Source organism: Psychrobacter sp. CAL346-MNA-CIBAN-0220, from assembly GCF_040309805.1.
Lineage (GTDB): Bacteria > Pseudomonadota > Gammaproteobacteria > Pseudomonadales > Moraxellaceae > Psychrobacter.
This window is the reverse complement of sequence record NZ_JBEOPF010000627.1, coordinates 1-245: the sequence shown is the minus strand read 5'-3', so window position 1 is coordinate 245 and position 245 is coordinate 1. Positions and strand designations below refer to the sequence as shown.

Below are 245 nucleotides of genomic sequence, written 5' to 3'. Positions count from 1 at the left end.
GATCCGCCCGTTAGCCGAAACCTATAATGAGTTATTAGACTACACAGCCAAACAGATTGAGCGTAGTCGCAATAACTTGGGTAATTTAAGCCATGGCTTAAAAACCCCATTAGCGGTCATGCAGCAACAAGTTGAAGCGCTCGGGCTCACCCATCCGGATGCCGCTATAGCCATGCAGCAGCAATTAGATTTAGTTCATAAAATGATTGAACGTAAATTGGCTGCAGCGAGGATAACCGGAGACA

Annotated in this window: 1 pseudogene; it reads left to right on the top strand. The window is 46.1% G+C overall.

What is annotated here, in order from left to right:
* Positions 1-245 (top strand): annotated as a pseudogene (locus AAEY88_RS15075) (hypothetical protein); the annotation flags it as partial.